This is a genomic window from Synechocystis sp. PCC 7509, from assembly GCF_000332075.2.
GTDB lineage: Bacteria > Cyanobacteriota > Cyanobacteriia > Cyanobacteriales > Chroococcidiopsidaceae > Aliterella.
In genome coordinates this window covers 167,640-190,882 of sequence record NZ_KI966369.1, presented here as the reverse complement: position 1 = coordinate 190,882, position 23,243 = coordinate 167,640, and the positions used below count along the sequence as shown (strand labels likewise).

The window sequence follows — 23,243 nt, the reverse complement described above, 5'->3', positions numbered from 1 at the left end:
AAAAGATTCCCACCAATTATTCCAGAAGATGAAAGTAAACTTCAAGTATATATTATTGAGTTTGGGATTAATTAGCCTGGGTGTTGCGGGCTATTTTGGTTATACTTTATGGCGAGTCTTAAATATTGGCACGGCTTATCAAGCTAAACAATTTTGTTCCGGCGTATTTGTCTCTGGGCGCACTCCCGAATCTATTTTTAATCAAGATATTTTAGCCGAGATTGAAGGTTTATCTGCACTGGAACAGTCAATTGTCAAGTCAATTCAAGTTAATGTTGATCGCCCACAACAATCTAGAACAGCAAGTATTTTTGGTTTAGTAAAACATTTTGCCATCTTTCGTTCTGGGCTTGGTTGTACTTTAGTCATTGCTACCTCTACTACAGAGTTGCGATCTTAAGTTAAGTCAATGCGTCTGTTTCCCCAAAAATTAGACGCACAGTGGTTACTAAGACAAACAGACCGAGAGCTACCTGAAGTTGACCAAAAACAACTCAACGTGGCGTTGCTGAAACTATGATGATTTTCAGATAGGTGTTTACGCAAGAACTGGGGGTTCAAGTTTCACATCTATCAAATTTCATTATGGAATCAGCAACGCCAAGAAAGTAAATTGAGTCAGCCGGAGCCAATAATCAAAACACGTCTAAATAGTAGGTAGCTTAATACAATTTGAAGTACGATGTCATTGGCAATTGATGACAGTTGAAAAGCTTTGTGTTTGTATACTACATATCCAGCTAGAGGTGAATGGACTCTGGATTAAACTGAGCAGAAGTGATAGAATCTAAAGCACTTTATAAACTCTGATTAGTATGCCCTTTCACCAAGAATATGTGGGTATCGAACAGCCAGTAGTTAGTCAGTTAATCCGAGAACTACGGCAAACACTAAAACTGACGCAGGAGAAGTTTGCCGCTCAACTGGGAGTCACGTTTCCGACGATTAATCGTTGGGAGAAAGGACGCGCTACACCTTCTCCCTTAGCACTTAAGTAAATCGATACCTTACTCAAGCAGCTAGGAGAATCACCAGATAAAATATTGAGCGAACGCAGTAAGGCAATACAAGCAAAATACTTCTCGGCAAAAGAGCCACAAGCGTCAGTACAAAGTGATTAAGGGTAGTTAAAGACAAGTTTGCAAGACCTTGGTGTTAGTAACAGAGCAATAGAATGTGTTTGACCAAACCTCATGACTAACCCGCTTGAAGCGATGACAAACCCAGCCCCAGTACCTAGCAACGAAATTGAACGTTTGGCGGCTCTACGTCGATACAATATTCTCGATACTCCTCCTGAAGCAGCTTTTGATCGGATTACTTCATTGGCAGCACGGCTGTTTGAGATGCCAATTGTCTTAGTTTCGCTGTTAGACAAATCTAGAGCCTGGTTCAAATCTTGCTATGGATTCGACCAGGACGAAGTGCCGAGGAAGGCGAGTATTTGCAGCTTTGCTGTATTATCTGATGAGGTACTGGTAGTTCCTGATACTCGGCAAGATGTTCGCTTCGCTGGCAATCAATTTGTGCAAGGCGAACCAGGAGTACGCTTCTATGCAGGTGCGCCGTTACTAACCTCAGATGGATTTAATTTAGGGACATTGTGTTTGCTAGATAGCAAGCCGCGCGATTCCTTGAGTGACCAACAGCAAGCAACCCTAGCAGACCTAGCGGCGATGGTTATCGATGAACTAGAGCTAAGATTAGCGGCGCGAAAAATTGCTCAGATTGATGCGGCATTGTTAACGGTCAGCCAAGGTGTTTCAGCAACTACTGGCGAAGCATTTTTTTTGATGCTAGTGCAACATTTGGCAAAAACTTTGGGCATAGACTATACGTACATTGCTTTATTAAAGGGAGATAACCCGGAAGCTTTAAAAACCCTTGCTGCTTGCGCTCAAGGTCAAATCATTGACAACTTTGAATATTTGCTGCAAGATACTCCCTGCCAAGAAGTAATTAGGCAACGGAAAATGTGTTGCTATCCTAGTGGGGTTCAAGCTCTGTTCCCCGGTGCGCCACTATTACTACCTTTGAACGTAGAGAGCTATGTAGCAATTCCCTTTTTCGACTCTAGAGGAACTGCATTAGGATTGCTGGGCGTAATGGGTCAAGCTCCTCTAGAGAACATACAGCTTGCAGAATCTCTGCTCACGCTGTTTGCCCAGAGGATCGCTACTGAATTGGAGCGGCAGCAAATGGAGTTACTGAGGCAACAGGTACAGAGTGATTTAGAGCAGTTGGTAAAGCAACGGACGGTTGAATTATCTGAGGCTAATGAGTTACTCCATCTAGAAATTACAGAGCGGCAGCAAGCCGAGGTAGCCCTTGACCAAGAACAGGAATTTCTCAAAGTATTGCTAGATAACGTGCAAGCAGGCATTGTCGCCTGTAATGCCGAAGGATTTTTGACGTTATTTAATCCAGCAGCACGCAAATTTCATGGCTTACCAGAGCAACTGTTGCCGCCAGAGCAATGGGCTGAACACTATAATCTGTATCTGCCAGATGGAAAAACACCAATGCCTAAAGCGCAGATTCCATTGTTTCGCGCGTTACAGGAGCAGGTAGTTGACGATGTTGAGATGGTGATTGTACCCAAGCAGGGAACGGCGCGGACGCTATTAGCTAGCGGACAGGCAATTATCAATATCCAGGGCAAAAAGCAAGGCGCAGTGGTCGTCATGCATGACATTACTGAACGTAAACAGGCCGAAGCCGAACGTGTTAAGTTGATTCGAGAGCAAGCCGCTCGTTTAGAAGCAGAAGTTGACCAGCAGCGTGCTACGTTTTTAGTGGAAGTTACGACGGTGCTAGCATCTTCACTGGAATACGAACGCACCTTAGCAAGTGTGGCTAACTTGGTAGTGCCGTTCCTTGCCGACTGGTGTGCAGTCGATCTTTTAGAGGCAAACCAACTCATCCATCGAGTTGCCGTAACTCACCGAGATCCTGAAAAGGTGAAGTTAGGTTGGGAACTCCACAAACGCTATCCCCAACAACTTGATGACGCTGAGGGACTATCGAAAGTTCTACGCACAGGACAAACAGAAATTGTGACAGAAATTTCAGATGTAGCACTCACGGCATTTGCTCAGGATGCTGAACATCTGCAAATTCTGCGCGAACTAGGTTTGCAATCTTATATTATCTCGCCTTTGATTGCTCGTGGACAGATTTTGGGGGCAATTACGTTGGTGACGGCTGAATCAAATCGTCATTACAGCAGAGTTGATTTAGCCTTGGCAGAGGCTGTTGCCCATCGTGCTGCAATTGCTATCGATAATGCCCGTCTCTATCAACAAGCCCAGCAAGCGCAACAAGCCGCAGAGCAGGCATCCGCAAGGGTTGCCCGTCTTCAATCTGTAACTGCGGCTCTGTCTGGATCGCTGACTCCAACTCAAGTTTCCCAAGTTATTGTTGAGCAAGGCATTGCAGCTTTGGATGCTAGCTTTGCGCTCGTTGCGTTGCTCAATGAAACCAGTAATGAACTAGAAATCGTCCAGGCTATTGGTTGTGAAATCAACCAACTTAATGGCTGGCAAAAATTTTCTCTCAATGCCCCAGTGCCGTTAGCAGAAGTGGTGCGAACTGGGCAACCATTGTGGGCGGAGTCTTCAGAAGAACGAGCCGCTCGTTATCCTCACCTAGCTGAGAAGTACGAGCAACAAAACTTTGGTTGCTGGATTTCTCTACCCCTGATCGTAGAAGGTCGGGCATTGGGAGGCATATCCTTTGGTTTCACGGAACCTCAACTATTTGCAGAGGAGGAGCGGGCTTTCCTTTTATCCCTGGCGCAGCAGTGCGCCCAAGCAATCTACCGCACTCACCTTTACAAAGCCGAACAAACCGCTCGCAGTCATGCTGAAACAGCAAACCGGATCAAGGATGAGTTTTTAGCTGTACTTTCCCACGAGCTACGAACACCGCTCAATCCCATTTTGGGCTGGATAGGACTTCTGCGAACGGGCAGGCTCAAGCCTGAAAAAATTGCGTATGCTTTAGAAACTATTGAGCGTAATGCTAAACTTCAAGCTCAATTAATTGAGGATTTGCTCGATGTTTCCCGTATTCTCCAAGGTAAATTGACTCTCAACATTTGTGCGATTGATCTCGCTGCTACAATTGTCGCTGCTCAAGAAACAGTCCGTTTAGCGGCAGCAGCCAAAACAATTGAGATTCAAACTGTGTTGACTCTCAATGTAGGTCAGATTTTAGGTGACTGCAATCGGCTGCAACAGGTAGTATGGAACTTGCTTACTAATGCAGTAAAATTCACTCCTACCGGAGGACGTATTGAAGTTCTACTTGATGCGATTGATGTTGCTGCTCGAATTCAAATTAAAGATACTGGAATAGGCATTGAGCCAGACTTTTTACCTTATGTGTTTAACTATTTCCGTCAAGCCGATGGCGCAATTACTCGCAGGTTTGGCGGGTTAGGACTAGGACTTGCAATCGCCCGGCAAATTGTTGAACTGCACGGCGGGACAATTGCCGTGGAGAGCGCAGGTGTGGGACAAGGAGCTACTTTTACTGTGCTTATTCCCTTGGCTCCCCAGTCCTCTGCAATGCTGCCATTAAAACAATCATTAGAACCTGCCTTCGATTTGAGTGGGATGAAGATCCTAGTTGTGGATGATGAACCGGACTCACGGGTATTACTCTCCTTTATCCTAGAGCAAGAGAACGCGCTTGTTACAGTTGCTTCCTCGGGAATTGAGGCACTACAAGTTATGGAGTGCTTCATTCCCAATTTAATCATTAGCGATATCGGAATGCCAGAGATGGACGGCTATATGCTCATGCGTCAGATTAGAACTAGGCTTCAAAGCAACCAAATTCAAGCCATTGCACTTACTGCTTATGCTGGAGAGATGGATCGGCAGCAAGCTGAGGCGGCTGGTTTTCAATTGCACGTACCTAAACCAGTAGAGCCAAGCCAACTACTTGCAGCTATCTCTAACTTGATTAGAGATAAGTAATAAGTGCAACAGCAGAGGCAATCGCAGTTAGCAGCAGGAGAACAGCTTTTTTCTAGCAGCTACTTAAAAATAGGCTCTACAGACTTACTCTCACTTTGCCTCCAGCCTTGCGATCGCCACCCCAGAATAATACACCTCCAAAATCTGCCGATAATCATACCCCTGGTTTGCATAAGCATAAGCCCCAGTCTGGCTCATACCCGCTCCTTTGTGCGCCCTATCAACAATCTCCTGCGTTGCCGCACAAAGCGATTCGACTACCCCACCCTGAGAACTAAGGATTTCCCCGGCTGTCTCTCTGACTGCCTGGTGAGTCGTGTTGTATTCGGTAGCAATACCTTTGTATGCCTGGTGTCTTTCCCCGGAAGTCACGTCAAATTGTTCATTAGCTGGACGAAAGGTATGCACCAAAGCATAAGAACGGGCTGCTACAGCTTGAGCTTTCAGTGCCTCCATTGGCGCGGCGGCGCTCATTTCGCTGCTTACTACAGATAATAGATATTCTTCCAAATCCACGTAATTAATAGCAAGTAGCTTGTCACCCTGAGCTATTAATAGCAACTTGCCTCTGTACCAACTATTGCCGACGAATAACGCCCCGCCGTCTGTTGGCTCAATCCACAAGGTCGAAGGTAGCAAATCTTTTTGGAATAAGATGTTTGAGCCACTAGCAGATATTTGAACTGCATCATCTGGCGGCAATTGCTCTAGAGCTTGACCGTTGCCGCCCGTGATGCTTGCCTCTGTTGAGGATGCGAAGCACGGCTCGCGCGCTGGCGCTATCGCAATACTGCTGATATTTTGTGCGATCGCTCAATTTCCCCAATACTCTCCAGGAAGATCCTTTTTTTGAACAGTAACCCTGCCAACTTTCTTACCTGAGATTCTCAATAATTCATCACCGGAAAATTCAAAACCAAGCTTGAGTGCTATTTGTGCAACTTCATCTGCTGTTGATGAAGCAAGCACCTCATTTTTAAGTGCAGTTTCAGACTGCATTTTCCTCAAAAATGCTTCGAGTTGACCTAAAGCCATATTTGAAACTCCTATTCTCGCTCTTTGGTGTTGCGAACTTGTTGATAAGACTTATAATAGACCATCTTAAATGCTCAAAAACTGAATATTCATGACTGCCAAATCTTAACCTCTATATTCCCAACTGCATACTGTTCCTTCAAATACACGATTGCCGGTTGTGTTGCAAAAAATGGTAGGCTGAAATAATTCCGCTAGAGAAAATCATTGTACCGGCCTCTAATGAATTCTAAATCCCCCTTCAAGTGGCGGCATTATCAGTCAGAAATCATCCTACGTTGTGTTCGGTGGTATCTAAGCTATCCGCTTTCCTATCGCCAAGTAACAGAGATGGTGAACGAGCGGGGATTAGATATACATCACAGCACCGTCTTCCGTTGGGTGCAAGAATATAGTCCAGAAATGGACAAACGAGTCAGACCGTATCTAAAGCTTACTAATGACTCATGGCGGGTAGATGAAACCTATATTTTGGTCAAAGGCAAGCAGAAGTATTTATACCGAGCAGTCGATTCGGCAGGGAACACCTTAGACTTCCTCCTCACAGCGAAGCGGGATGCGAAAGCGGCGAAACGGTTTTTGCGTAAGACATTGAAAGCAATTCACACTTCCGTACCAAGAGTCATCACTGTGGATAAGAACCCTGCTTATCCAAAAGCGATTAACGTACTCAAAGCTGCCAATAAGTTACCCGAAGTAGTGAAATTACGACAGATTAAATATCTCAATAATATTGTGGAGCAAGACCATCGGGGGATAAAACGATTAGTCAAACCAGGAATGGGATTTGGCTCCTTCAACACTGCAAGAAGAACCATTCGGGGATATGAAACTCTGAACATGGTTAGAAAAGGACAAGTTATTGGTGTTCCCAGGGGAGCCATCAAAGAGCGACTTGTCTTTATCTATCAAATCTTTGGGGTAGTTGCATAATTTCAACTCCTGCCACAGGGGTTTTCTGTCTTCACTAAGTTTTTGCAACACAACCATTTAAGGTATGACTGTTTAAGTCAAGATACTACTGGAGCTTATTGGATAAGAGTTTATCAAAGGAAAATGAAGAAAGAAATATCATTGATAATCTCTAAAGAATTAGCTGAATTAATACACAAGCAGCAAAAATTTATTACTGAAAATTTGGGGATTGGGCGGCGATATTTATTTTGTGATACTAGAAATAGAAATGATTTTATAGATTATAAAAACAAGCACAAATATAGTCAGCAGCCTCTCTTACCGCTAAATCATTTTGAAGCTTGGGAAAAGAAATTACAAGACCGTACAGTTAGAGCTTATCTTCATCGTTTTGCTGATGAAATGAATATTAGGGATGAAGCTGGCGAAATATTTCCTTTGGGACAACTTCATCAATTTCGTCACACTCACGGTACAGAGTTGATCAATAATGGAGTCCCACAATACATTGTACAAAAACGTCTCGGTCATGAATCACCTGGAATGACTTCTGTATATGCTCATATCCATGACCAGACAATGAAAGCAGAAATGGAGAAATTTTGGGATGGTAAAGTCGTTAATAACAAAGGAGAAATAGTTGTCCCCGAAAACCCAGACTTAGATACGGCGGAAATGCAGTGGATTAAGAAGAATATGAAGGCTCAAACGCTAGCCGATGGTTTTTGTGGCTTACCTGTTACTAAAAGTTGCCCAGCACAGGATGATCCTTGTTCAAACTGTTCATTTTTCCGTACTACTAGGCAGGATATAGAAACTCATAGAAAACGATTAGAAGCAACGGAAAAATTAATAGAAAATGCTAGAAAAAATGGTTGGGAGCGACAAGTAGAAAAAAATCTACCGATTGCTGAAAACTTGAAAAAAATAATTAGAGGTTTAGAGCAAAAAGGTGTGATTTACGGTAACGAAAAATTCCCAGAGCAACAACTAGATCAAGGAGGTGAGCAAAGTGCCTAAAGGTAATCCAGGTGGAAATCCAGATCTATTAGTGGCTGCCGCTGAAATAAAGAAAAAGGAAGCTATCAATAAGACAGAGAAAGCAATATCTTCACTCTCCAAGGCTGGGGAAGAGATAACATTCAGAAGTATTGCTGCCAAGGCTGGCGTATCTGTTAGTTATTTGTATAAGTATGAGGAACTAAAAGATAGAATTAAACATTTAAGAGAACAGCAAAAACGAGAAGTCAGAAAAAAATCTCCTCGACCTCAGCAATACCAACCAGCTTCTGATAAGTCAAAAGCTGTATTAATTTATAATCTTAGAGAAGAAAACAAAAGACTGAGATTAGAAATTGAAGGGCTAAGGAAACATATTGAAGTAGTTCAAGGTAGGTTATATGAGCTATCTATGGTTGCAGAGGAAAATACTAGGTTACAGCGGCAACTGGAAAAAATAACACAGGAATTACAGGAGTGCCACAACTTCAAAGTTGTTGACACTATTTCAGCATCAAATGATTCAAAAGTAACATCCCTAGATAGGAAAAGGTCAAAGCACAACGAAATTAGCGACAAAATTAAAGCCAAGCTAGAAAAAATAGGAATTAAACTCAACACAACTCTGACTAAAACAATTAAATCTTGTGCATCAGAGGAAATGGCTTTGTTTGCTATAGAAGCTTTATCTGAGGCGTTAGAGCATGGCGAGGTTCGGGTGTGGTCAAAAGTAGTTGGTAGGAATAATCAAAAGCTGGATTGTGGACAGTTAGCAAGGTGAAAGCGCTTATTTTTATGGCAGTGTCATTAAAAGAACTAGAAAACGACAACCGACACCGCCATGAAATCTGGATATACAGACCTTATCTTTGAAATGAGCAATACCTTATGCCAAGCAGTGTTGGAACGAGAACCAGAATTAGCACAAAGAGTCCATGAACTCGATGGTGAAGTAAATAAGATACTGCGGCGGTTAGGATTTTTTACGGTATCGTTAATGTTAGCCCAATTAAGTGAGCAAGTAACGCTTGAGGCTAAGAAGAAAGGTTTAGCTATACACCGAGCTAAACGAATTAAATACTCATCTTTGTTTGGAGTGGTCGAAATACTATCTCCCTACTTACGGAATAAAAATACGAGTAGTGGCTCACGACCAGTCAAAGAGCAACTGGGGATTGAGCATGGCGACATTTCTATTGCAGTCCAACGAGCCATGTCCGATTTTGGCGCAGAAGAATCTTTTGGGCAAGCTGCTAAACGTTTTCAAGAACACTACGGCTGGACTATGGACAGAGCTAAGGTGCGCCGAGAAGCGGAAAAAACTGCGCTATTGGCACAGGAATATGTAGAAAAACGACTGGATGCGACGGGGTGTGACTATTTGCAGCCACTCGTAACTAGACCAGGGATAGCACAAATATTAGTGGAACTAGATGGAAGTCATGTTCGTACAGGAAAAAAAGTAGTGCTTGAAAAAGTTGAATTTACGCCAAAGCGACGATTGCCAAAGTGCCAACGACAAATAGATTGGCGTGAGGTGAAAGTAGGACTAGCTCGCCCACTTCAGGAGTTGAAAAACAGGACTTATGTAGCGCAAATGGGCAAATATCCAGAGGTAGTCAGACATTTGGTAAGTGCAGCAATTGTTCAAGGAATGTCCGTCCGAACACAAGTAATTGCCGTAGCTGATGGCGGTAATGGATTACGTGAGGCACTGCAACAGCAATTTCCACGCATGACATTTATCTTAGATCGTCCACACCTCAAACAACATCTCTATGCAGGTGCAGAAGCTATAGGGCTAACTGAAAGCGCGCGGCATTCTTGGGTAAGTGACAAGCTACAACTAATCGATTTAGGTTTAGTTAATCTAGCCCTTTGGCAACTAGGGAACTACCAGGGGCAAGGCATAAAGCGGATTGTTAATTTATCACAGTATCTTCAACGGTTCTCTGATGCTGTAAGTTATGAAAAATTTATTTCTCTTGGTTTCCCGATTGGTTCAGGAGAAGTTGAGAGCGCTCATCGTTATATTCCCCAAAAGCGTTTGAAAATTCCCGGAGCAACATGGCATCCCGATACAATAAATCCTATGCTGGCTTTGAGAATTATTCGGGCTAACGACTGGTGGCAGGATTTTTGGACTCAACAAGCCGCCACCTGCGCTCTTGTCGGTTAGATTTCTAACCAACTACTTTTGACCACACCCGCGTGGATGAGTATCTAGCAACTCGCCTCGATCCTTTGCAAACAAAAATGGCTGCTTTATCTGAGAAGGTGGCATTTTTAGAAGGGACAGAAGCCGCTAATCAATTACCTCGCAGCAATAAGAAGACAGCGATCGCCAAAAAAGAGCCTGAGTTTTGGTTTATCCAGCAAAGAGCCAAACATTTAGGTTTGGAAATTAGTGCCAATCAAAGGATGAAAATTGAGATGTGGGCAAATGAGTCATACAAAGAGCGATACGGACAAATCCCCCCGAAGCAGTTGTATAGGGGAACTCAAGCCTCTGTTTATCCAGCAAAGGATGTAGATTTATTGGATGCAACTATTACGGGCGTAGTTAGGGGAGGGTGAAATTGTTGTCTGCTCGCGCTGAGGTTAAAGAAACTAGCTTCCCTCGCCAATGCAAGCTGTTGTGGTTAAGTTGAACGATGTATTCATTAGGTTGAGCAATCATAGCTTCAGCCAGGGCGATTGCTTTTGATAATTGTTCCTGGGGTTTTTTGTATGTCCCCTCGAAAAAGGGGAATAGCAAAAACGATATTTGGCATTATTACCTTCAAATGCTTATCAGCAGAGCTTTTCCCACCAATGTGTCTCAGAAACTATACTTTCTAAGACACGCCTGAATTATGTCTCTTTTAATGCCTCAAAATGCAATTCTCAGATCATCTAGGAATAGTGGTACTCTAAACCACATATAGCTTTTATCGATTATGCGCTAGTTGAAAGGTGAAGTACCATTCGTCAGTAAATTCCTTAATCCCCCTTTTCGAGGGTTTATACAAAAAACCCCAGTACCTAATCTGTGTAGAAAATTAGAGACATTCCCGTAATGGTATTGCTGCCGCTCAAAGAGCAGACCTAACGGCAGAACCTTGGACATGGCTAGATGTTGCTGTTTATCCAACGCTTTGCTGAAGCACAATTTTATTTATGTGGGAATGATTTGCAACAATGACTTAGCAAGTTTAGGAAAACTTTATCAACACGCTCTTACAGTTCTTGAATTGGCTTTTCTTCTTTAGAGATAATTTAAAAAATCGTTCATGTTTTCAACCCATGCATTAATTGCGGTCTTGCCTGAACTTAATTCTTTTGCCTCAATTATGTCATAGGGATACTTTGGTTTTGATATTAGATAGTATGGAACTACCGATGTTAACTTATTCATATTGCTTTTTGAAATATGAATTTGTGCATTTCTAATTATTTGAATATGCTCTATTGTTAAACTAAAAAGAGAAGCTGCATTAAGAACATTGCTTACACTATTTCTCGTTGATGACAACGCTAAAGCTAAATCTTGAATTATTTTAATATCTCCCCAAGTTGCTTCTTGATAAGATGCCATAACCGACCCTGTTGAACCTCTCGTCTTTTTACCTATAAGGGTGAGTAGATGATAAAGTGCTTGAGGTTCACTTAAATTAGAAAACAAGGGGATTATTTGGTTATTCTTCAAATCTCTTCCACCAATCATATGAGCAAGCCAGTAAGCTCTCCAGAATTGATTCCAATTTTGCCATATGTGATTAAGTAGCCCAGTAGCTACAATAAATTTCCTAGCTTGATTGCTATCGGCAAAATTATAATGGGCGAGTGCTAAATTTGAAATTTGAGCAAATCTGGTTTTTTTCTTTCTAAGAAAGTACATTTAATCTAATTTATTTTGTAATGCTCTAACAAGCCAATTTAATCTTATTCGCCTGTTAACATCACTCGTAGTTGCACCTGCTGAGGCTTTCACAAAACTAAAATATTTGCTGTTGCCATTCTTCTGTTCAGTTGCATTGAATAGTTCTAGAATATTTTGAATAGACTGATTGACATCGAAAGTATACACTCCGATTGAATCTATACCACTCATATCACTGAGAGATATATTAGGTATTCCATAACGATTATATAGTAGTGCTGTAAACAAAGAGTAAAACGAATAGCTACTCAAAACTTCACTCTCTAACACCTGATTTAGTTCTACTTTAATAAAATCTAGTGTTTCAGTGAGTTTGAGTTCCACTTCCTTTCTATTAGCAAAACAACCATCATTATCTTTGTAAAGCTTTTCCAAAACTGTACTTCTTCTAGTTTTTATTCCATCTGTAATTACTTGGCATAATTCCGTTACTAACTCCGCATCCATCATTCTTGAAATATCTTTCACACTAAGAATTTTGTATTTTTCAAGCATAGGCGAATACGAATCAATAATGTTTTTAATAAACCATTTAAAATCTCCTTGATAGGAGGCATGCCTTTTTTCTGGCTCTTTTAGTGGCAAGGTATAAGAATTTATTCTTCTAAATATTTCTAATACTTCATCTTCTGTTGCTGAAACTACAGTATCAGTGGATACTTCATATGCAAGAAGTTTAGCCTTTATATCATCAGGCAATTCGCTAAAAGATAAACCTTGGTAATTTCTACTTACATTTGATAATCTAAATTTGTCTTGTATGTAATCTCTAATTGTTGTTAGCCTCTGTTGACCATCAATTATTTCTCTTTTTGTTTTTTTCGTTTTCAAGTCTACTATTTGTCTTACGACTACCTTTGGAAAAGGAAATTCGTTTAACACAGTATCTATAAAGTATGCTCTTGCATTGTGTGGCCAAAGACCTGAACTTCTTTGGTAGCTTCTATTAATGGTAAGTTCGTTATCGACCATCAAGTTAAACAAATCTGAAATTGGTATTGTATTTCTTATGATTTTCATATACGAATACTTTTCTTTAAATTTTCAACAAAAGTTAAAGGTAGCTATTGTTGGCGAAATTGCTCTTAGCGCTTCAACGAACACAGAGATCATCGTATTCCCTAATAACTCGTTTTGTATAGTGATTGCCACTCTGTTTTAAACTTGCACTGGGTAATATTTGCCCTCCTGAAACTCCCAAGCTAGTCCATCGGGGTCTTGCTCCTTACTGCGAGTAATTAATTTAGAACAGAAGCTGGGTCGATTAGCGGGGTAGTACGGCTGTACTTCACTGGACTTTTGATGTGGGGTATTCGCTCCCATCCCAACTCAATAAGTTTTCCGTTTTCTTCCCAAATCCGAATCGCTTCATGGCTGACATTGAATAGCTTGCCTAGTTCTTTGCGCGATCGCGTTTCCCGATCGAAGTCGGGCGCGGCGGTCACATCTGTAATTTCGCCCCGTGCAATTGTTTGGCGCGGTTTCTGCTTAAGAGATTTCGCCTCGTCTCTCAGGCGCTTAACTCCCCCACTTTTAACTCCAGGGCTGCTACTCGTTCTGGTAGGACGGCAACGGTTTTCTTTACCTCCTCTAGCCTTGTTATCAAGCTTGATATACAGATGTTATCTTCAGTTATCTTCCTGCTATCAGGGTCAGCTAAAAACTTTGCAGCTAGGGATTCTAAGACCTCCTGAAGGGTGAGTCTTTCACTAGCCGCCCATGCTTTAAGTTGCTCTAGTTTCGACCTGTCCCAGCGAAATATTACCTGTACTCGTTCGCTCATTGCTATCACCTTTTATCAATTAATAGCTCTTATAGCAATACTTGATAACAACTGATAACAAAGGCTATTAAACAGTGATAAAGACTAATACAGTGTGATAGCTAGTAATAATAATGAATCTAAGTAGTATCAACCCCCTTGGACTCCCTTCTCTACCTTTAGAAAGGCGATCACAGCTTCCAACAAAACCTGGAATCTATTTTGTGCTTAATAATTTGGGTCAAGTGCAATATATTGGGCGCTCGATTAATATTCGCCAGCGTTGGGTAGGTCATCACAGATGGTCTGAATTAAAAAATATTGATTCTGGAACTATTGCTTGGTTAGAAGTAAACTCCAGCCCAGAAATAAGAGCGCAAATTGAGGTTGCCCTAATTGACTGGTTTAATCCGCCTTTTAATGCACCGATAACCGTAGTGGTCGAAACAAGCGATCCGAGACTTCAAATATTCGCACGGGCATTTAAAGAAGTAATGTTTCAATATAAACTATCGGCTGTTGAACTTGCCAACGCTAGCGGAGTAAGTACATCCCAAATTAGCAGATTTCGTAAAGGGGATAATCTTAGAATTGATAGCGTTGAAAAATTACTTTGGGCTTTGCCGCCAGAAGCGTACAAACATTTTTGTGAACTTTTAAAAAGCTCGTTTTAGATGAGTGCGACTTTCTGTGCTTTTAAGTTCCACAAATTGTGGACATTTTTGGCTCGTCTATTTTGTGCGCCATTGGTACACAAAAAACCCTCAAGCAGCTAATAAGCTTGAGGGCGATCATCCACCAAAGGTTTTGTCTCCACCGCAATGATGGTTACATGATTTATAGTAACGGGCGATTATGCTGCGTGAGAGTGTGTACTGCCAGTACATATTTGCGCTGGTCTGGTTTGTCCCCCATTGGCGCACATTTTGCTGTAAAAGCGCGATTGCATCAAAACCAAAACAGAAATAGCTGTAAAGCGAAAGGTGTCAATTACTCGGCTTTTTTTCGCGCTTAACCTAGACTCGTACTTTCAAGGTTTATTCTATGTCTGTTAATACGTTTATTTATATTGGCGGTCTAAATGGTTGCAGTGACGAGCCTGTAGTCTATACCATCACCTCAAGCACAGTGATCGCGGTTGGTGATAAAGTTGTTAGCCTGACTGTGACTACTCCTGCGGAGGGCGAAGTTTACATCCGTAAAGGCTCTTGCCTGCATTTCGGAGCTAACTATATCGTAGTTGCGGTTGATACTGTAATTACGTCTGTTGCTACAGCCGTAGATATTAAGCCAGCAGAAAGCGCGATTGTGCTTGGTGACACTGCTCTTACTTGGGGTATGCAACAGGTTCGTTCTAGCTATATCCATTCAGATAAATCAAAATTTACTGTAACAACCTCTGATTTGGAGAGTCGGGGGCTTGGCGCAATTATTCACCCAGCGTCTCGAAGCAATCAGTTAATTTATACGTTAATTGTGCAGAACAGTCGTCATACCTTTGGACGCGCTCTCATTGAGTCGTTTGAAGATCAAGACAAGAGCGCCAAGTTTTTAGTAGGTTTTCAAGCTCGTTTCGCTAATAAAGTTTCGTTTGCTGTTCGATCCACGTCTGATGAACAAACAGCACTCAATGACCTTCGTAAGCTATCTGGATTGCCTGTATTGGTTGCCGAGTAGTTCAAAGAATTGATAAAACCTCTCAAAAGAAAGCCACGACTAAATTAGTCGTGGCGATCGCCATCAAGGGTTTTGTTTCCGCCTGCAAATAGACAATTAATCCAATCCATTACTACCCACATTCATCTGAGTCACCTCTTTCAGATAGTTGAGTAGTGTTTTCTCTGCTTTAAACCACTCGTCACTTATATGCAATTGGGCAAATTGCTGGTGTAACGTCCCCTCCAATTGTTTAGCAGTTCTAGCGCTGTGGGTTTTAATTACTCCAAGTAGTTCAAGTTGACCAGGGCTGCTGGTTTGGAGCGCTGCTAAACGCTTAAGCACATCCTTAGCAAAGCCAATTTTGATTGCATTGCATTCAGAGTTGAAGATGAAGTAGACATAACTAGGTAAATCAGCATACTCACTGCTGAGATTTATTACTCGTTTCCCAGGGGTGATAAGTCTAGCATCAGGCTTTGCCCAACTGCGGACAAAATGTAGCACTGCATCGATAGTTAATTTCTTCTGCACAAGAAGCAAAACTGCCTCTCCATGACTATGTACAATAAAGCGTTTCTTATGACGACCTCCAAAACCGTAAGGATTATCCAGGTAGGCATTGAACTTCAACCCATCTGGTCCAATAATCTCAAAATTGCCACCACGAAACATACATTTATATAAATGATGAATACCTAGCCGCTTTACGGCATCATCATTTATTTCTATCCACCCCATACCCTTGATAGGCTCAGAGGGAGTTCGCGGTGTAAAGAAAACTTCCTTCATAAATTGTGGACATTTTCGCGCCTGCCCGTGCGATCGCATCTTAGTTGCGTCAAAGTAGTTCGGCTTCCTCAAAAATAACTTTTGGTGTTATTTCTAAACCAGGCAGCAGCGCATCAATAATTTTGGCATCGCCGGAGAATGAGGAGCGCGAACCATCTCTTAAGAAAACTGTAATGCTAAAAGTTTCAGGATCTATAACCCATACCCTCAATACCCCCGCCTTGATGTAGTCAAGGGCTTTGTCTGCTAACTGCTTAAATGTTTGGTCTGGGGAAATAATCTCAATTGCTAAATCGCAGGGTATAGGACAAGCTTCATTGCGTTTCCAACTTTTAGGTAAACGAGCATAGGAAATGTAAGTTAAATCAGGAGTAGGAACCCAAGGCGAACCATTGCGTTTTAGGATAACTGACCACTCTGGTCTAATTCGTCCATTACCAGGACACCAAGCATCAAATAGCCTCAGCAATGCTCTTTGCAGCGAGGAATGAAAATATTTAGGTGACACTTTGGGTATGGCTTGTCCGTCTATTAATTCGTAAGCAGTCTCTCCTTCTGGCAATGTCCAGAATTGTTCGAGAGTTAGATTGGTGAGGTTGGTTAGCATGGCGCTTTGTCAATACCAAACTATTTTTTTTCGGTAACAGGGGGAAAAGTCTGGAATCGTTTAAGGACGACTTGAATATGTGCGTCTCGTTCGCGGATCTCAGATTCCAGGATAGCCAAGGTTCGCACAAAATTTGTTGCCGTATTCAAGTTAAGAAACTGATCCACAAAGCAGGCAGCATACAAAAGTTTTAATCCCTCTACGAACCAACTATCAAGTTCCGATACAGCAATTCCTTCAGATGTTAAGGAGTTTCTTAGAGATGCGATCGCGCCATTGCATCGAGATATAAACTCTTGGTCAGGCTTTAAAACATAGTTTTCCAGATAGTCTTCATCAAAGTCCTCATCGTCAGAGCCAACAGATTCATCATCAGCTTCCTCGAAGTTATCGTCGTCGTAAACAGTGAATTCGCAAAGCATATCAGTTAATCCTAGTTTTATTGAATCAGACGCGATCGCCCCGGCAATCAAAATTTTGGACTTTGCTTCAATCTTAGTCCACGCTACACCAACACGACTCTCCTTTAATAAGTTTTCACGTTCTTAGGAGAGAGCGGAATTACACTGGAGAAAGATTTGCTCGTGGCTTAGAATTAACTCATTTTTGCAAGCCTTGCTCTAAGCGCTGGGTCAACTCGTGTGCGATGGGCTGGAATATTGCCAGCCGTTTTTGGGTAAGTGGCTCCGATGGATCGCCAGTTACTTCGCACCTAAATTCCATCTGCTGCGTTCCGTGTGGGATAAGCAGAATCCGTCCTAAACTGCCGAGGGTGCTGTGGGTAAAAGCATAGCAATAAAACCCTCCTTGCTGCTGCCTTTGAAAGCTTACTTCAGGAGGTAAGGTAATAGGAGTCTGGTCTACTTGAAATACGCCAAGGGATTTCATCGTGGCATCAAGGGAAACCAAAAATGGTTGAACGGTGGTCTGATTGACCATCACAAGTACGGCTGCTTTGCTTGGGTCGTAGGTTAAAAGCAAGTCGGCTATCACTCGTTTTGTACTTAAAGCAGTCATCCACAGCGCTGTGGAACTATCTGTAGCAGTAACATATAGAAACTTCCGCCCCTTGCTGGTTTCGTGAAGAAGAACCATGCCCCGAAGCGACCCTGATTTGTACTGAGCGATCGCTTCCTTCAGTACGCTAGGCGCAAATAGTTCTAAGAGCGGGATATTTTGCTGGGTGTGCTGCTGTGCCATGCGCCCGTTGATTTGCTCGGTAATATCGATTCCAATGGGTGGCAAATAGTTTGAGTCTTGGGGCAGGTTTGGCATAGTTTATTTATATAGCTCTTGAGAGGAGCGCTTAGTTCAACAAACCCCAATTGTCTGATTTATAGGGAATTTAGCCAATCTTTTGCCACATCTCCTTCCTGTTGGGGTTTTAAGTACAAAGCACACTCCCTTACTATTTCTTTCTCATCAACGTCATGTTGATTACACCAGGCGCTAATGCAATCATCGCTTAACTCTTCTATCAACTCTGATTCAACCCAAGCTACTTCAGTATCTTGAGTGCATTGGATTAAATCAAGGAGTTTGATAGCCGTTGGCTCACGCAGTCTTTTAGTTGTAGGTTCATACACAGACCAATAATATTTGTCGTTGTGCTTAAGTAAAACGTAGATTAGCGGACTATGACCGTTATAGAGCTTGGCACTAATAATATCGTTGTGAATTGCTTGAGCATAATGGCGATTGAGTTGCAGCTTTGCTGTGTGCTTAAAGAAAGGTGAGACATCTTTATCATCAGCCACATCAAGTTTAAAACTCCCTGACTCAATCACTACTTTCTGTGGAGCTAAATTTGGCAGATAAATTTCTTCAACTGTGTTATTGGTTAACACTGGTAAATCAATAATTTTTTGGGATTCGCCATGCCGCTCTACCAGATTTTGCCATCGTTGCTTAATATTTAGTAATTCATATTTAAGGTCAATTGACGTTGTTACTGTAGGAATAAAAGTATATACCTGTACCTGACGCGGAGAATCCCACAAACGTAAGATTCGTCCGGCTCTCTGAATTGGCTCAATGGGAGTCCAAGCAATATCATAATTGAAAACAACAGATGCGTCTTGCATATTAACGCCAATTCCATAAGCATCTGTGGCAATAAAAATATTATAAGTTTCTTGATGTCGCCCTACCGCATTATTAGCTATAGGCGCAAATTTCTCAATAGCTGTCTCTATAAGCGTATGATCTTTCTGGATATATTCATTGTCATAATCTACAGCCCCTTGAGGGTTTTTAATTACAGTGCTGAATATTCTCAAATCCGGCATCAAAATGTTGAGAGCTTGTTCTAAGTAAAATGCTGTAATAAGACGCTCACAAAAGATAATTGCTTTTTCTTGCTCAATGTGTTTTTTCAACAAAGTAATAAGGGTTTGGAGTTTCCAGTCTTGATCGTAGTTTAGCTGCGATAGTTGGTTAATTATCGGTAGCAATGCTGTCTGGCGCTCTGACTTAGAACGAGCAAATTTAGATTTTTGACTTTTAGCAAAAGGAAATTGTTTATCGCCGCCTGGAGTATCAATAGTACGCTCCAGTGTATTTTGAATTGCTAAAAGAGAACTGCTCCAGCTAGTTTTGACTTGAGTTTCTATATTTTTTCGGTATATAGGATGGGGTGTACTTAGATGAAAATAGCCCTCATTGATGACTTGAGCTATCTCATTTTCTAGAGGTAAAGGAACATAAATACTATGAAGAATTAGTTCGGGAACATATTTTTTCGTGCCATTAAAATCAATGTGTACTCCTTCAGAATCAGTCTTTCCATAATACCTAGCTACGTGAGGAGTAGTTAATTGAGATCCCACAGGAAAATCATTGATAAATTCATCAATTTCAGAAATACGCCATGAGCATCCATCTACAAATTCAGGCAACAAAGCATGGCTCAAATTAGTATGAGGTAGAAGTAACAACTGAGTATTTATATTGTCAATTTCTGTAGCATAAGGAGAACCTGTTAAAAGCAGAACTTTGACATTGCCAGATTCAACAAGTTTCTTGATGCGAGTAAAAGCTTTGCGCTCTTTTTTATCTTTTTCTCTATATCTTTTATTTTTAAAGTTATTAGGATACCGTTTTCTCAGTTTATGACTCTCATCAAATATCAGTAGCCACCGACTATTTTTAATATTTCGCTCGATCTCTGCCCAATCTTCAAGAGCATGAGCTTCTTTAGAATCTTTTTTATCTAAAATTTCAAGATTAAAGAATTCAGAGTAGATACTAGCCGCACACATTTCACGTTTCCAAATGCTTCGGACAGCATTGGGACAAATAACAATTACTTTATCAATTAAGTCTTCAGCTTTAAGATGTATGGCTACATGAACTCCTACTACGGTTTTCCCTAGCCCAGTCGATGCAACTAGCATTGACCCGCTATGCTGCCGTATTTGTCTTAGGGTTTGAGCAATCATATCTTGTTGATACGAAACTGGAGTTTTGGTATAGCTGCTCTTAACATCAGTGACTTCTTCTAAAGCTAGAATAGTTTTGAGATAAATATCCCAAGGTGAAGCTAGTTGTAACCAGCGTTTTAACGCTTCAAGTAACTCCTGAGTGATATCTTTGGCAATAGCAAAATACTCATCAAATTTACATACATAATTAGCTACCATCATTTGCATAAAGTGATGGAGTTGCTCTATCAGAGCAGGAGTAATGTTTTGATTGCCATATTGTTCAATAAAGCGTTCAATTAGCGAAGGACCATAAAGACCACCAGCTTCTTTTTGCTCAAGAAAACCGCGTCCTGTTGTATTAGCGGAAGCAACAATGGCTATGGAGCGATCCACAATGTAGAGTTTGCCGTGATGAGACGTAGCGCGCGCATCTACCATCCGTAGTAAACCAGACTCCATTTTTTCTACTAAGTCCTGCACGCTTTGTCGGCGATCTCGATCTCGCCCTGTTGCTAAGTCATGTAGAATTTCTTTGACTAAAACAGCCCTAGCTCGTTCTTCTCCTGGTTCATCTATACCGACAAGAAGATAGACGCGCTTCCCATCTGTGGTGTTGCGAATTAACCCCCAACCCCTGATGGTGAAAAATCCAGAGGCGATGCGAATTTCTTCTTTACCCGCAGAGAAACAAGAACGAATTTGATCGTGGGTAATACGCGATTCAAACCATGTTGGCGGTAAATTCATCATTTGCTTGTCGGATTCAAAGCCGGATGAAACCAAGTTGTTGTCCTTTTATTAAATAAATTGTGGTGAGTAAGTGTCGCTCGATTTTAGCTTGAAATTAGCCCGTAGCTCATCGGCGGCTTCCCATAAGCGCTTTCCAACATCAGTGTAATTAGCTGGCATTTATAAAGTCACTTTTCAATTAATCTATTATTCCCATTTTTAAGCTTGAAGCCTACAGCATGACATCATTAGCACTAGCATTTATTAGAAATCCTTTCACGGAGGGCGATAGCTCCGCCGCCGCAGGCATCGCACTAACCCAAAAACCTCAATAAGGATCTAAGTTACTTTAGAATTGCACTTAGCATGAGCAGAAATAGGGTTTATACAAATAACCCCAACTTGCAGCCCTTAGCCGCACTAATGTAAGAGAATTAATCTAACCGGATATTTACAAACTTTTGCGTACTCAAAAATTCAAAAACTCACTAATTCAATATTTTTGCACTCTAAAAGTCTAAAACAAAGACGTGCAGTCAGCTTCTCTATTGGTAATTAGTTGTCCAATTCATTCTTCATTGGTGGCTTCTACTGAAACCGTCTCTAAAACATCTTCCAATTCTTCGATTGTTGGCAAACTGCTTTTCAATTGTTCTGGCAATGCACTTTGAAGTTGGTAGGCAGAAACGCCAATCGGTTTATTGAGATCGCGCAAAGCATACTCAGCGATCGCCTGATTTTTACTTTTACACAAAATTATCCCAATACTAGGTTGGTCGTCCGGGTGGCGTAGCAAGTCGTCGGTGGCTGAGAGATAAAAGTTCATCTTGCCCGAAAACTCTGGCTGAAAATCTGACATTTTTAGATCGACGACCACATAGCATCTCAAACGTAGATGATAGAACAGCAGGTCGATGTAAAAGTCTTGTCCTCCTACTTCAAGATGGTACTGGCTACCTACAAAGGCGAACCCGACCCCTAGCTCTAATAAGAAATCGCGGATGTGGTCTATCAAAGCCCGTTCCAAGTCGCGTTCTAGTGCATCCTTTCCTAAACTTAGAAAGTCAAAATTATAAGGGTCTTTCAACAACTGCTGCGCTAGTTCCGATTGGGGCTTAGGCAGAGTTCGGTCAAAGTTAGTAGTTGCTTTTCCCTGGCGGCGGTACAGTCCGCTTTCAATTTGATGAACTAAAATGTTGCGACTCCAACCGTATTCGATTGTCTGCTGGATGTACCACAGCCGCTCGGTAGGATTTTTTACTTTGTCTAGGAGAGTGCAGTTGTGAAACCAAGGTATTTGTCCAGCAGCTTGCTGGACAAATACCTTATCTGGGTAAGCTTCAGCAAATGCTCTCATATAGAGAAGATTTGTCCTTGAAAAACCCTTCATTTCTGAAAACGATGAGCGTAAGTCCGCAGACAAGCGCTCAATTACTTTAGCTCCCCAGCCTTGCTGCTGTTGTCTCGTCAGGATGTCCCGCCCAATCTGCCAGTAAAGTAATACCAACTCGCGGTTAACAGCAAGTACCGCCCGTACTTGAGCGCTGCGGATACGTTGTTTGAGGTCGCGGAGGAAGTCATCGTAGCCTTCAGCTATTGAAGCTCGGTCATTTGACATACTATTTTTGGTTGTGTTGCAAAAACTTAGTGAAGACAGAAAACCCCTGTGGCAGGAGTTGAAATTATGCAACTACCCCAAAGATTTGATAGATAAAGACAAGTCGCTCTTTGATGGCTCCCCTGGGAACACCAATAACTTGTCCTTTTCTAACCATGTTCAGAGTTTCATATCCCCGAATGGTTCTTCTTGCAGTGTTGAAGGAGCCAAATCCCATTCCTGGTTTGACTAATCGTTTTATCCCCCGATGGTCTTGCTCCACAATATTATTGAGATATTTAATCTGTCGTAATTTCACTACTTCGGGTAACTTATTGGCAGCTTTGAGTACGTTAATCGCTTTTGGATAAGCAGGGTTCTTATCCACAGTGATGACTCTTGGTACGGAAGTGTGAATTGCTTTCAATGTCTTACGCAAAAACCGTTTCGCCGCTTTCGCATCCCGCTTCGCTGTGAGGAGGAAGTCTAAGGTGTTCCCTGCCGAATCGACTGCTCGGTATAAATACTTCTGCTTGCCTTTGACCAAAATATAGGTTTCATCTACCCGCCATGAGTCATTAGTAAGCTTTAGATACGGTCTGACTCGTTTGTCCATTTCTGGACTATATTCTTGCACCCAACGGAAGACGGTGCTGTGATGTATATCTAATCCCCGCTCGTTCACCATCTCTGTTACTTGGCGATAGGAAAGCGGATAGCTTAGATACCACCGAACACAACGTAGGATGATTTCTGACTGATAATGCCGCCACTTGAAGGGGGATTTAGAATTCATTAGAGGCCGGTACAATGATTTTC

Annotated in this window: 25 protein-coding genes; 11 read left to right on the top strand and 14 right to left on the bottom strand. The window is 41.9% G+C overall.

The window, feature by feature from the left end; all coding sequences use genetic code 11:
• Positions 1-28 precede the first annotated feature (28 nt).
• The 3 genes from SYN7509_RS0223865 to SYN7509_RS27230 all read left to right on the top strand — a co-directional run bounded on the left by SYN7509_RS0223865 (position 29) and on the right by SYN7509_RS27230 (position 4,985).
• A complete protein-coding gene (locus SYN7509_RS0223865; protein WP_009630877.1) occupies positions 29-400 on the top strand; it encodes a hypothetical protein in 372 nt (123 codons plus the stop codon).
• Positions 401-815: 415 nt separating this feature from the next.
• Complete coding sequence (locus SYN7509_RS29460; RefSeq protein ID WP_009630875.1) at positions 816-998, top strand: helix-turn-helix domain-containing protein; 183 nt, start codon at positions 816-818, stop codon at positions 996-998.
• 195 nt (positions 999-1,193) lie between these two features.
• Positions 1,194-4,985, top strand: coding sequence for a GAF domain-containing protein (locus tag SYN7509_RS27230; RefSeq protein WP_009630874.1), 3,792 nt, complete (start codon positions 1,194-1,196; stop codon positions 4,983-4,985).
• 90 nt (positions 4,986-5,075) lie between these two features.
• On the opposite strand, the gene SYN7509_RS27225 is transcribed toward SYN7509_RS27230, so the two are convergent.
• From SYN7509_RS27225 to SYN7509_RS0223840, 3 genes are read right to left on the bottom strand one after another with little or no spacing between them, the layout of a single operon-like run.
• The gene (locus SYN7509_RS27225) at positions 5,076-5,687 is read right to left on the bottom strand and encodes a SpoIID/LytB domain-containing protein (protein WP_009630873.1); all 612 of its coding nucleotides are present in this window, start codon (positions 5,685-5,687) and stop codon (positions 5,076-5,078) included.
• A complete protein-coding gene (locus SYN7509_RS31520; protein ID WP_255327344.1) occupies positions 5,674-5,802 on the bottom strand; it encodes a hypothetical protein in 129 nt (42 codons plus the stop codon). Before SYN7509_RS31520 ends, SYN7509_RS27225 begins: the two co-directional genes overlap by 14 nt.
• The gene (locus tag SYN7509_RS0223840; protein WP_009630872.1) at positions 5,799-6,020 is read right to left on the bottom strand and encodes a Nif11-like leader peptide family natural product precursor; all 222 of its coding nucleotides are present in this window, start codon (positions 6,018-6,020) and stop codon (positions 5,799-5,801) included. The genes SYN7509_RS31520 and SYN7509_RS0223840 overlap by 4 nt, the downstream gene beginning before the upstream one ends.
• Before the next feature lie 222 nt (positions 6,021-6,242).
• Here SYN7509_RS0223840 and SYN7509_RS0223835 point away from each other — a divergent pair, with 222 nt between their 5' ends.
• Genes SYN7509_RS0223835 through SYN7509_RS27205 form a run of 5 tightly spaced genes read left to right on the top strand, consistent with a single transcriptional unit; the run spans position 6,243 to position 10,511 of the window.
• Positions 6,243-6,953 carry an IS6 family transposase gene (locus SYN7509_RS0223835; RefSeq protein WP_028954484.1) on the top strand — a complete coding sequence of 237 codons (711 nt, stop codon included), beginning with the start codon at positions 6,243-6,245 and terminating at the stop codon, positions 6,951-6,953.
• Between the two features lie 42 nt (positions 6,954-6,995).
• Positions 6,996-7,955, top strand: a complete 960-nt coding sequence (locus SYN7509_RS27220) for a tyrosine-type recombinase/integrase (RefSeq protein ID WP_071994221.1) — start codon at positions 6,996-6,998, stop codon at positions 7,953-7,955.
• The gene (locus tag SYN7509_RS27970) at positions 7,948-8,715 is read left to right on the top strand and encodes a DUF6262 family protein (protein ID WP_009630551.1); all 768 of its coding nucleotides are present in this window, start codon (positions 7,948-7,950) and stop codon (positions 8,713-8,715) included. Before SYN7509_RS27220 ends, SYN7509_RS27970 begins: the two co-directional genes overlap by 8 nt.
• A gap of 60 nt (positions 8,716-8,775) precedes the next feature.
• A complete protein-coding gene (locus tag SYN7509_RS27210; RefSeq protein WP_009630550.1) occupies positions 8,776-10,113 on the top strand; it encodes a hypothetical protein in 1,338 nt (445 codons plus the stop codon).
• Positions 10,114-10,145: 32 nt separating this feature from the next.
• Positions 10,146-10,511: a hypothetical protein gene (locus tag SYN7509_RS27205; RefSeq protein ID WP_009630549.1), complete on the top strand. Its 366-nt coding sequence runs from the start codon at positions 10,146-10,148 to the stop codon at positions 10,509-10,511.
• Between the two features lie 670 nt (positions 10,512-11,181).
• On the opposite strand, the gene SYN7509_RS0223810 is transcribed toward SYN7509_RS27205, so the two are convergent.
• The 4 genes from SYN7509_RS0223810 to SYN7509_RS0223790 all read right to left on the bottom strand — a co-directional run bounded on the left by SYN7509_RS0223810 (position 11,182) and on the right by SYN7509_RS0223790 (position 13,639).
• Complete coding sequence (locus SYN7509_RS0223810; RefSeq protein WP_009630548.1) at positions 11,182-11,814, bottom strand: hypothetical protein; 633 nt, start codon at positions 11,812-11,814, stop codon at positions 11,182-11,184.
• Positions 11,815-12,876: a DUF262 domain-containing protein gene (locus SYN7509_RS0223805; protein ID WP_009630547.1), complete on the bottom strand. Its 1,062-nt coding sequence runs from the start codon at positions 12,874-12,876 to the stop codon at positions 11,815-11,817.
• Positions 12,877-13,094: 218 nt separating this feature from the next.
• Entirely contained in the window at positions 13,095-13,301 is a 207-nt protein-coding gene (locus SYN7509_RS29990; protein WP_148298184.1) for a hypothetical protein, read from the bottom strand.
• A 65-nt stretch (positions 13,302-13,366) separates the two neighbouring features.
• On the bottom strand, positions 13,367-13,639 hold the full coding sequence (locus tag SYN7509_RS0223790) for a hypothetical protein (RefSeq protein ID WP_009630546.1): 273 nt from the start codon (positions 13,637-13,639) through the stop codon (positions 13,367-13,369).
• Between the two features lie 113 nt (positions 13,640-13,752).
• Between SYN7509_RS0223790 and SYN7509_RS27965 the strand changes: the two genes are divergently transcribed.
• From SYN7509_RS27965 to SYN7509_RS0223780, 3 genes are read left to right on the top strand one after another with little or no spacing between them, the layout of a single operon-like run.
• A complete protein-coding gene (locus SYN7509_RS27965; protein ID WP_009630545.1) occupies positions 13,753-14,292 on the top strand; it encodes a GIY-YIG nuclease family protein in 540 nt (179 codons plus the stop codon).
• Positions 14,293-14,330: 38 nt separating this feature from the next.
• A complete protein-coding gene (locus SYN7509_RS29985; RefSeq protein WP_148298183.1) occupies positions 14,331-14,633 on the top strand; it encodes a hypothetical protein in 303 nt (100 codons plus the stop codon).
• Between the two features lie 29 nt (positions 14,634-14,662).
• Positions 14,663-15,295 carry a hypothetical protein gene (locus SYN7509_RS0223780; protein ID WP_009630544.1) on the top strand — a complete coding sequence of 211 codons (633 nt, stop codon included), beginning with the start codon at positions 14,663-14,665 and terminating at the stop codon, positions 15,293-15,295.
• 96 nt (positions 15,296-15,391) lie between these two features.
• Here SYN7509_RS0223780 and SYN7509_RS27960 read toward each other — a convergent pair whose 3' ends face one another.
• The 7 genes from SYN7509_RS27960 to SYN7509_RS0223740 form a co-directional block, all read right to left on the bottom strand.
• On the bottom strand, positions 15,392-16,138 hold the full coding sequence (locus SYN7509_RS27960; protein WP_148298182.1) for a GIY-YIG nuclease family protein: 747 nt from the start codon (positions 16,136-16,138) through the stop codon (positions 15,392-15,394).
• Positions 16,116-16,673: a Uma2 family endonuclease gene (locus SYN7509_RS0223770; RefSeq protein ID WP_009630542.1), complete on the bottom strand. Its 558-nt coding sequence runs from the start codon at positions 16,671-16,673 to the stop codon at positions 16,116-16,118. The genes SYN7509_RS27960 and SYN7509_RS0223770 overlap by 23 nt, the downstream gene beginning before the upstream one ends.
• 20 nt (positions 16,674-16,693) lie before the next feature.
• Complete coding sequence (locus tag SYN7509_RS0223765) at positions 16,694-17,095, bottom strand: hypothetical protein (RefSeq protein WP_009630541.1); 402 nt, start codon at positions 17,093-17,095, stop codon at positions 16,694-16,696.
• A 178-nt stretch (positions 17,096-17,273) separates the two neighbouring features.
• Positions 17,274-17,948, bottom strand: a complete 675-nt coding sequence (locus SYN7509_RS0223760; protein WP_009630540.1) for a hypothetical protein — start codon at positions 17,946-17,948, stop codon at positions 17,274-17,276.
• A 59-nt stretch (positions 17,949-18,007) separates the two neighbouring features.
• Positions 18,008-20,881, bottom strand: a complete 2,874-nt coding sequence (locus SYN7509_RS0223755; protein ID WP_009630539.1) for a helicase-related protein — start codon at positions 20,879-20,881, stop codon at positions 18,008-18,010.
• 514 nt (positions 20,882-21,395) lie between these two features.
• Positions 21,396-22,445 (bottom strand): PDDEXK nuclease domain-containing protein, encoded by a 1,050-nt coding sequence (locus tag SYN7509_RS0223745; protein WP_009630538.1) that lies wholly within the window; start codon positions 22,443-22,445, stop codon positions 21,396-21,398.
• 64 nt (positions 22,446-22,509) lie between these two features.
• Positions 22,510-23,220, bottom strand: a complete 711-nt coding sequence (locus SYN7509_RS0223740; protein ID WP_028954484.1) for an IS6 family transposase — start codon at positions 23,218-23,220, stop codon at positions 22,510-22,512.
• Positions 23,221-23,243: the final 23 nt, after the last annotated feature.

Coding starts and splice junctions, on each gene's coding strand:
- SYN7509_RS0223865 (WP_009630877.1), top strand. CDS start 29: ATGAAAGTAAACTTCAAGTATATATTATTGAGTTTGGGATTAATTAGC.
- SYN7509_RS29460 (WP_009630875.1), top strand. CDS start 816: ATGCCCTTTCACCAAGAATATGTGGGTATCGAACAGCCAGTAGTTAGT.
- SYN7509_RS27230 (WP_009630874.1), top strand. CDS start 1,194: ATGACTAACCCGCTTGAAGCGATGACAAACCCAGCCCCAGTACCTAGC.
- SYN7509_RS0223840 (WP_009630872.1), bottom strand. CDS start 6,020: ATGGCTTTAGGTCAACTCGAAGCATTTTTGAGGAAAATGCAGTCTGAA.
- SYN7509_RS0223835 (WP_028954484.1), top strand. CDS start 6,243: ATGAATTCTAAATCCCCCTTCAAGTGGCGGCATTATCAGTCAGAAATC.
- SYN7509_RS27210 (WP_009630550.1), top strand. CDS start 8,776: ATGAAATCTGGATATACAGACCTTATCTTTGAAATGAGCAATACCTTA.
- SYN7509_RS0223810 (WP_009630548.1), bottom strand. CDS start 11,814: ATGTACTTTCTTAGAAAGAAAAAAACCAGATTTGCTCAAATTTCAAAT.
- SYN7509_RS0223805 (WP_009630547.1), bottom strand. CDS start 12,876: ATGAAAATCATAAGAAATACAATACCAATTTCAGATTTGTTTAACTTG.
- SYN7509_RS0223790 (WP_009630546.1), bottom strand. CDS start 13,639: ATGAGCGAACGAGTACAGGTAATATTTCGCTGGGACAGGTCGAAACTA.
- SYN7509_RS27965 (WP_009630545.1), top strand. CDS start 13,753: ATGAATCTAAGTAGTATCAACCCCCTTGGACTCCCTTCTCTACCTTTA.
- SYN7509_RS0223780 (WP_009630544.1), top strand. CDS start 14,663: ATGTCTGTTAATACGTTTATTTATATTGGCGGTCTAAATGGTTGCAGT.
- SYN7509_RS0223770 (WP_009630542.1), bottom strand. CDS start 16,673: ATGCTAACCAACCTCACCAATCTAACTCTCGAACAATTCTGGACATTG.
- SYN7509_RS0223765 (WP_009630541.1), bottom strand. CDS start 17,095: ATGCTTTGCGAATTCACTGTTTACGACGACGATAACTTCGAGGAAGCT.
- SYN7509_RS0223760 (WP_009630540.1), bottom strand. CDS start 17,948: ATGCCAAACCTGCCCCAAGACTCAAACTATTTGCCACCCATTGGAATC.
- SYN7509_RS0223745 (WP_009630538.1), bottom strand. CDS start 22,445: ATGTCAAATGACCGAGCTTCAATAGCTGAAGGCTACGATGACTTCCTC.
- SYN7509_RS0223740 (WP_028954484.1), bottom strand. CDS start 23,220: ATGAATTCTAAATCCCCCTTCAAGTGGCGGCATTATCAGTCAGAAATC.